The sequence below is a fragment of the Acinetobacter sp. YH12241 genome, assembly GCF_013417535.1.
Classification (GTDB): domain Bacteria; phylum Pseudomonadota; class Gammaproteobacteria; order Pseudomonadales; family Moraxellaceae; genus Acinetobacter.
Genome location: NZ_VPDQ01000053.1, coordinates 1 through 6992, shown reverse-complemented (window position 1 = coordinate 6992; position 6992 = coordinate 1). Strand labels below are relative to the sequence as shown.

Genomic DNA, 6992 nt, shown 5'->3' with positions numbered 1-6992 from the left:
AAGTTGGGTGTATTTCTTCATTGTGTGCTTTCCAATTGCGAGTTGAAAAAGTCTAATGATTCTATGAATACACCTAACTTTTTCAACTAATTACAAATGTGTTGCACTTGGGATTTGAATCTGCGATTTAATATCTCCAGCTACTTTCCTGCTAATAATATTTTTAACTATTTTAGGTGATTTTTTATAAATTAAAAAAAATACATCAAATATTAATTTTCCTTGAATCCATAGTAATAAAAAGATTACGCAACATATCATACCAATTACTATAGATAGCATAAACAATAGCAATCCATCGCCAATTGCAAACTCATTTGGTAAATAACTTATAAGTAAAAGATAATATATTAAACTCAATCCCCCTATACCTGCCCCAAACTTTATTAAATTAAGAAATAAATTGGTTAATTTTGTAAAATTTTCTATTAATAATAAATGCAATGGATTCATAATTTAAACTTTAGATTTATAAAAAAATAAGGGCTGATAAATCAGCCCTTATTCTAAACTACTTTTTGATCAATTAAGCTAATTGAGCAGCAGCAATTTTCTTAGTATCGATGTCTTTAGCAGCATCTGTATACTCGTCCATCTTGTCGAAGTTCAAGTATTGATAGATGTCAGCAGACATGCTGTCGATTTGAGCAGCGTACTGTTGGTATTCTTCTGGAGAAGGTAATTTACCCAATACAGCAGCAACAGAAGCAAGCTCAGCAGATGCTAGGTAAACGTTAGCACCTTGACCTAGACGGTTCGGGAAATTACGAGTAGATGTAGACACACAAGTAGTGTTTGGAGCTACACGTGCTTGGTTACCCATACATAATGAACAGCCTGGCATTTCAGTACGAGCGCCCGCTTTACCATAAGTATTGTAGAAACCTTCTTCCATCAATTGGTGTTCGTCCATACGAGTTGGAGGAGCCAACCATAGACGAGTAGATAAAGAACCACCAGGTACTTTGTCTAGAAGTTTACCAGCTGCACGGAAGTGACCGATGTTAGTCATACAAGAACCGATGAATACTTCATCAATTTTCACGCCTTGAACGTCAGAAAGAAGTTTCGCATCATCTGGGTCGTTCGGGCAGCAAAGAACTGGTTCTGTGATTGTAGAAAGGTCGATTTCATACACTTTAGTGTATTCAGCATCAGCATCAGCTTTAAGAAGTGATGGGTTAGCCAACCATTTTTCCATGTTCTCTACACGGCGCGCCATAGTACGAGCATCGCCATAGCCTTGTGAAATCATCCACTTCAGCATAGTGATGTTAGAACGTAGGTATTCAGCAACTTTCTCTTCAGAAAGAGTGATCGCACAACCAGCAGCAGAACGTTCAGCAGAAGCATCAGAAAGTTCGAATGCTTGCTCAACAGTCAGGTCAGTTTCCATTTCTGTCAGGTCGATCTCAAGGATACGGCCAGAGAAAATGTTTTTCTTACCTTTCTTCTCTACAGTCAGATCACCTTCTTGGATCGCTACATAAGGAATCGCATGAACTAGGTCACGTAGAGTGATACCAGGCTGCATTTTACCTTTGAACTTCACAAGAACAGACTCTGGCATATCAAGTGGCATAACACCAGTTGCTGCAGCGAATGCTACAAGACCAGAACCCGCCGGGAATGAAATACCAATTGGGAAACGAGTATGTGAGTCACCGCCAGTACCAACAGTATCTGGAAGAAGCATACGGTTTAACCAAGAGTGGATAATACCGTCACCTGGACGTAGAGAAACACCACCACGGTTCATGATGAAATCAGGAAGCGTGTGTTGCATTTGAACGTCAACTGGTTTTGGATACGCAGCTGTGTGACAGAAAGATTGCATTACCAAGTCAGCAGAGAAGCCTAGGCAAGCCAAGTCTTTCAGTTCGTCACGAGTCATAGGACCAGTTGTATCTTGAGAACCAACAGTGGTCATACGTGGTTCACAGTAAGTACCTGGACGGATACCTTGACCTTCAGGAAGACCACAAGCGCGACCAACCATCTTCTGAGCAAGGGTGAAGCCTTTGCCAGTGTCAGCAGGTTGTACTGGAGTACGGAACAGAGTTGAAGGCTCAAGACCAAGCTCTTCACGTGCTTTAGTTGTCAAACCACGACCAATGATCAGGTTAATACGACCACCCGCACGAACTTCGTCTAAAAGTACTGGAGTTTTAAGGTCAGCTTCAGCGATTTGAGCGCCGTCTTTGAACGCAGTTACTTTAGCAGCAGCCTTGTCGATTTTAAGAGTGATTTCATCACCCATGTTCATGTTTGCTACGTCAATTTCAACTGGTAACGCACCAGCGTCTTCCATAGTGTTGAAGAAAATCGGAGCAATTTTAGAACCTAAGCAGTAACCGCCTTCTTTCTTGTTAGGAATGTGAGCGATTTCGTCACCGAAGAACCAAAGTACAGAGTTAGTTGCAGATTTACGAGAAGAACCTGTACCAACAACGTCACCTACGTAAGCAACTTTGTTGCCTTTCGCGATGAGGTCTTTAATTTGGTTTAATGGACCAACTTCACCAGGAACTTCTGGGTTGATGCCATCACGTTCGTTTTTCAGCATTGCATTTGCGTGCAATGGAATATCTGGACGGCTCCAAGCGTCTTGTGCTGGAGACAAGTCATCAGTGTTAGTTTCGCCAGTTACTTTGAAAACTGTCAGTTTGATTTCTTCTGGAACGTCTGCACGGTTTGTGAACCATTCAGCGTCAGCCCATGATTGAAGAACAGCTTTTGCATTTGCATTACCTGCACGTGCTTTATCAGCTACGTCATGGAACGCATCAAATACAAGAAGCGTTTTTTTCAAAGCTTCAGCAGCAAGACCACCAAGCTCTGCGTCTTCTAGAAGTTCAACTAAAGGAGCAACGTTATAACCACCAAGCATAGTGCCCAGTAAGTAAACCGCACGTTCTTTAGAAACTAGTGGAGAAGTCGCTTCGCCTTTTGCCAATGCAGCTAAGAACGCAGCTTTTACGTATGCAGCTTGGTCAACACCCGCTGGAACACGGTTTTCAAGCAAGTCAACTAAGTATGCTTCTTCACCAGCTGGGGGATTTTTTAATAATTCAACTAATGCAGCAGTTTGAGCATCATCAAGTGGCTTCGGTGGGACTCCGAGTGCGGCACGTTCTTCAACGTGTTGGCGGTAAGCTTCTAGCACGGTGTTATTCCTCTTTTTTAAAAAATTACCTGTGAATTCCTGCTTTATAAAAGCTTCACAAATAATATGGACTCTAAAATTTTACTAAAATTCCAGTTAAAAGTTAATGCAAGTACAGTGTTTCTTTGTGATGCTCATTATTTTATAACTAAATGATGCTTATAAAGATCATTCAATAATCAAATCATCATCGCCTTGCATAATTTAAGTACAAATATGGCAACTTTTAACCAAATTCGACGCATAAAAAAGGCAACATCGATGTTGCCTGATTTACTTAGAAAAAGATACTACACCTTAGTGGACTGTCGTTGAGTTCAAATATTGCTGAAAAGCGTCCCGACAACCCTCAAATTTTAATTCGCATTGATCTTCATAAGTCTGACTATGGTTGTTGCTGGCAAAGGAAATCTCGACCAGACAGCGTTTTTTGTCCTGCTCTAAGATCTGCTTAATCACGACCTTGTCTCCTACACTCAGGACATAGCGTCCGCCACCGATAATAGCCAATCCTTTTTCATCTTCTAACAACAGATCTGAGTGATATAAATACTTCACGACGTCCATATTATTCTTCTCCTAAAGGCTTTGGAGTTAAATTCATTATTCAATATAAAGATAAGCATTTCTATATTTTAGATTTAGCAATTGTCACAAATTATATTTAATATTGCTTAGGCTATTTTTATTATTAGAAGAATTTTCTTATATCTATAAACCACTATTTATTTTGAATGATGATTTCTTAGTTTGTTTTATTTAAATATAAAAAAACCGTTCCTTAGAACGGTTTGTAATCTGGCATTTTATCATGCGGTGTGGCGATACATTTTTTGGTAAATTCAGCGCGGACTTTCTCACGGGCTGCATCTACATCGGTCTTAATTTCCTGTTCCGGAAGTGCATAGACTTCATCGATAATATTTAGGATAAAACCGCGAGTAATGTCATCATCGATCTTGTTGGCATGCTCAACAGCCTTTTCTTTCTCGATCGCATTCTGACGATCCAGCATAATGGTTCGTGCAGCATTCCCCACACTACGACAATAGCCATGCCACTGCTCTTCAGGGGTTAAAGGTTTTTTCTCTGCACAGCCGACCAGAGCAACCATCAGCGATAAAGCAAATAACTTTTTCATGAATTTCTCCTTCCGAGAGGCACTATAAGAGATCAGCGCAGATTTGTCATTTAAAATGAAATTTCTACCTATTCTTATTGATACTGCCTGCTCGAAAGTATCATTTCATATCTTAGCCACAGCTTGCCTGAACTACTTTCTTAGTGGCTGGATCTACAGTGACCGTCACGCGCTCTTCACGATAATCCATAGTGACAGGCTGGCCAGGTGCAACCATGCGTACCATTTGAGCTTTGGTTTTCTCTTTGATTTGCGCTTCAGTTAAATTCGATTGGCCCACCAGCGCAGCTGCCTGATCAGCAATACATTTAGACTGGTTTGCTCGGAAATATTCCCATTCTTCGACCACTTGCCCATTTTTTAAATGACAATAGCCCACTTGCCCATTAGTTTCATTACGGATTTCCAGCTTTCCACCCTGATTGATACAATAGGCACTCGCTGGATTCGCTGTTCCTAATAACGCAGAGTTTGAATCAGGCGACTGGGTTATACTACAACCAGCAAGGAGGATGGATGCAAATAATCCGGACAAACCAGATAAAATTATTTTTTTCATGAGCGGTATTCTTCTAAAGGAATTCGCCTTTAATGTAGCATATTCCATTTATAGCGTCAGATCTGAAAAGGCTTGAGTGTTTGTAATTCTGTAAAAAGCGGCAGGATCATTTTTTAATATCATTAGGTTTAACCCCATTTAAGTTCTCACTATTTCCTATGATTTATATCAATCAATAATTAGCTTTTAAAAGTAATCTCTTTCTTAAACTAACTAAAATTTAGATTTAGTTAAATATTGGAATGGCTTTAAGATGACAATGTCATTACATTATTATACAAATTGTTTATCACCCTTCATCAACCAAGCATTACTCTAATATTTTGTTTTTAGATCATTAAATTAATTATCTCCCAGTTTCTTTGTCCTAACCTTTTTTATGCACGAAGCTTGATGTTTGTACTAGCGACCATATTGATTTAATATTTGATTGAATTTTAAACTTTATCTCGGCATGCAAGACGATCTCCAGCTTTCTTTAAAAGAATACCTTTCTACGGTTCAGGAAGTGGTTAAAATCACTTTCGATACACCGGTGTGGGTCAAAGCTGAGATTCGAAATTTAAATATCAAAGCTGGCCATTACTATCTGGAACTGGGAGAAAAAGATCCTGACAATGATCAGGTCATTGCCAGTTGCCGGGCCACCATCTGGAAATTTGCTGCACAGAAAATTGTGACGCAATTTGAACGTGAAAGTGGTATTGAGCTAAGCCGGGACCTTAAGGTTTTAATCAAAGTCAAAGCCAGCTTTGATCCGCAATATGGGTTTTCCCTAAATATTACAGAGATTGATTCTGGATATACCTTGGGTGATATAGCCCGACGTTATCAGCAGATTGTAGAGAGACTGACAACCGAAGGTCTGATTAATCGCAATAAAAATCTCCCTACACCTTTTGACCTAAACCGGATTCTGGTGATTGCTCCAGAAAAGGCTGCCGGTCTGGGCGATTTCAAGAAAGATGCTGATGCTTTACAAAAAGCTCAGGTATGCGAATTTATCTATCACAGTGCGACCTTTCAGGGAAATACGGCACCGCAAAGCATCATGCAAAGCTTGGCACAAGCTTTAAAGCAGTGGGTACAAACGTATCATCACGCGCCTGATCTGATCGTGATCATTCGTGGCGGTGGCGCAGTCAATGATCTGGCGTATTTGAATGACTATGCGCTGGCTGCCCTGCTCTGCAGACGTTCAGTTCCCGTCTGGGTTGGTATTGGTCATGAAAAAGATCGGACGATTCTGGATGAAATCGCTCATCGTTCTTTCGACACACCGAGCAAGGTGATTGCTGGAATTCGCAATCATGTCGTCGAGCTGACGCAAGAAGTTATAAATAACCTGCAAAGCATCCAGCGGCTTTCTCAACAGCAAATTCAGGCTTATCAAAACCAGAATGAGCAATATCTAAAATTAATCCAAAATCTGGCCAATCACCAGATTGTGAATGCCTTGCAACGTTTAGAGCAGCTCAAGTCCAATACTTCTAACCTTGCCCAGCAACAGACCCAACTAATTAATCAGCAGCTAGATGCCCTGATGCGGGAAACACTACTGCAAAATCCCAAACATGTTTTGTCCAAAGGCTATGCCATTGTGCGCCAGCAAGAACACGTGGTTCGTTCAATTCATCAAATTGATGTGCAACAACCCGTTCAGGTTGAATTACACGATGGTCTATTTTCAGCACAACTTACGCAGGTAACTCCCCATGAGTCATGATACTTTGAGCTTTCAGGAAGGCTATGACATCTTGAAAAAGAATGCTGAATTACTTGAATCTCAGCAAGAACCAGATATTGATAATTTGATGAAAATCGTTGAAGAGTCTATGCAGGCGTATAAAGCCTGTAAATCCCGAGTGGAAGCCGTTCAGAATGCACTGAACGAGACCTTTAAGGATTAATTTTATTTAATACCTTAAATCAGTATAGCTTGATGATTTAAATGCTTAGGCTATTTTAAAATCTCTTGCCTATAAAAAAGCCCTCATCAGGAGTAATGCCAGTCAGTTAAGCAAATATTAGTAAAATGTAGTAAAAATGAGTGTATGTAAATACGCTCATTTTTTTATGACTTTATCTGAAAATTTAGATTGCACCCTTCAACATTCTTTACCTTC

At 40.0% G+C, this 6992-nt stretch carries 7 protein-coding genes; 2 read left to right on the top strand and 5 right to left on the bottom strand.

Annotated elements, in window-relative coordinates:
- Window positions 1–90: 90 nt before the first annotated feature.
- The 5 genes from FTV18_RS15295 to FTV18_RS15275 form a co-directional block, all read right to left on the bottom strand.
- Window positions 91–453: a hypothetical protein gene (locus FTV18_RS15295; protein WP_180018767.1), complete on the bottom strand. Its 363-nt coding sequence runs from the start codon at window positions 451–453 to the stop codon at window positions 91–93.
- Between the two features lie 73 nt (window positions 454–526).
- A complete protein-coding gene (locus tag FTV18_RS15290; protein ID WP_125279114.1) occupies window positions 527–3166 on the bottom strand; it encodes a bifunctional aconitate hydratase 2/2-methylisocitrate dehydratase in 2640 nt (879 codons plus the stop codon).
- Window positions 3167–3463: 297 nt separating this feature from the next.
- The gene (locus FTV18_RS15285) at window positions 3464–3733 is read right to left on the bottom strand and encodes a hypothetical protein (RefSeq protein ID WP_004783805.1); all 270 of its coding nucleotides are present in this window, start codon (window positions 3731–3733) and stop codon (window positions 3464–3466) included.
- Between the two features lie 214 nt (window positions 3734–3947).
- Complete coding sequence (locus FTV18_RS15280) at window positions 3948–4307, bottom strand: hypothetical protein (protein ID WP_180018769.1); 360 nt, start codon at window positions 4305–4307, stop codon at window positions 3948–3950.
- 112 nt (window positions 4308–4419) lie between these two features.
- Window positions 4420–4866 (bottom strand): I78 family peptidase inhibitor, encoded by a 447-nt coding sequence (locus tag FTV18_RS15275; RefSeq protein WP_180018771.1) that lies wholly within the window; start codon window positions 4864–4866, stop codon window positions 4420–4422.
- A gap of 454 nt (window positions 4867–5320) precedes the next feature.
- Here FTV18_RS15275 and xseA point away from each other — a divergent pair, with 454 nt between their 5' ends.
- Together xseA and xseB are read left to right on the top strand one after the other, a co-directional pair.
- Window positions 5321–6592 (top strand): exodeoxyribonuclease VII large subunit, encoded by a 1272-nt coding sequence (xseA, locus tag FTV18_RS15270; RefSeq protein ID WP_180018773.1) that lies wholly within the window; start codon window positions 5321–5323, stop codon window positions 6590–6592.
- On the top strand, window positions 6582–6776 hold the full coding sequence (gene xseB, locus FTV18_RS15265; protein WP_005235956.1) for an exodeoxyribonuclease VII small subunit: 195 nt from the start codon (window positions 6582–6584) through the stop codon (window positions 6774–6776). Before xseA ends, xseB begins: the two co-directional genes overlap by 11 nt.
- Window positions 6777–6992: the final 216 nt, after the last annotated feature.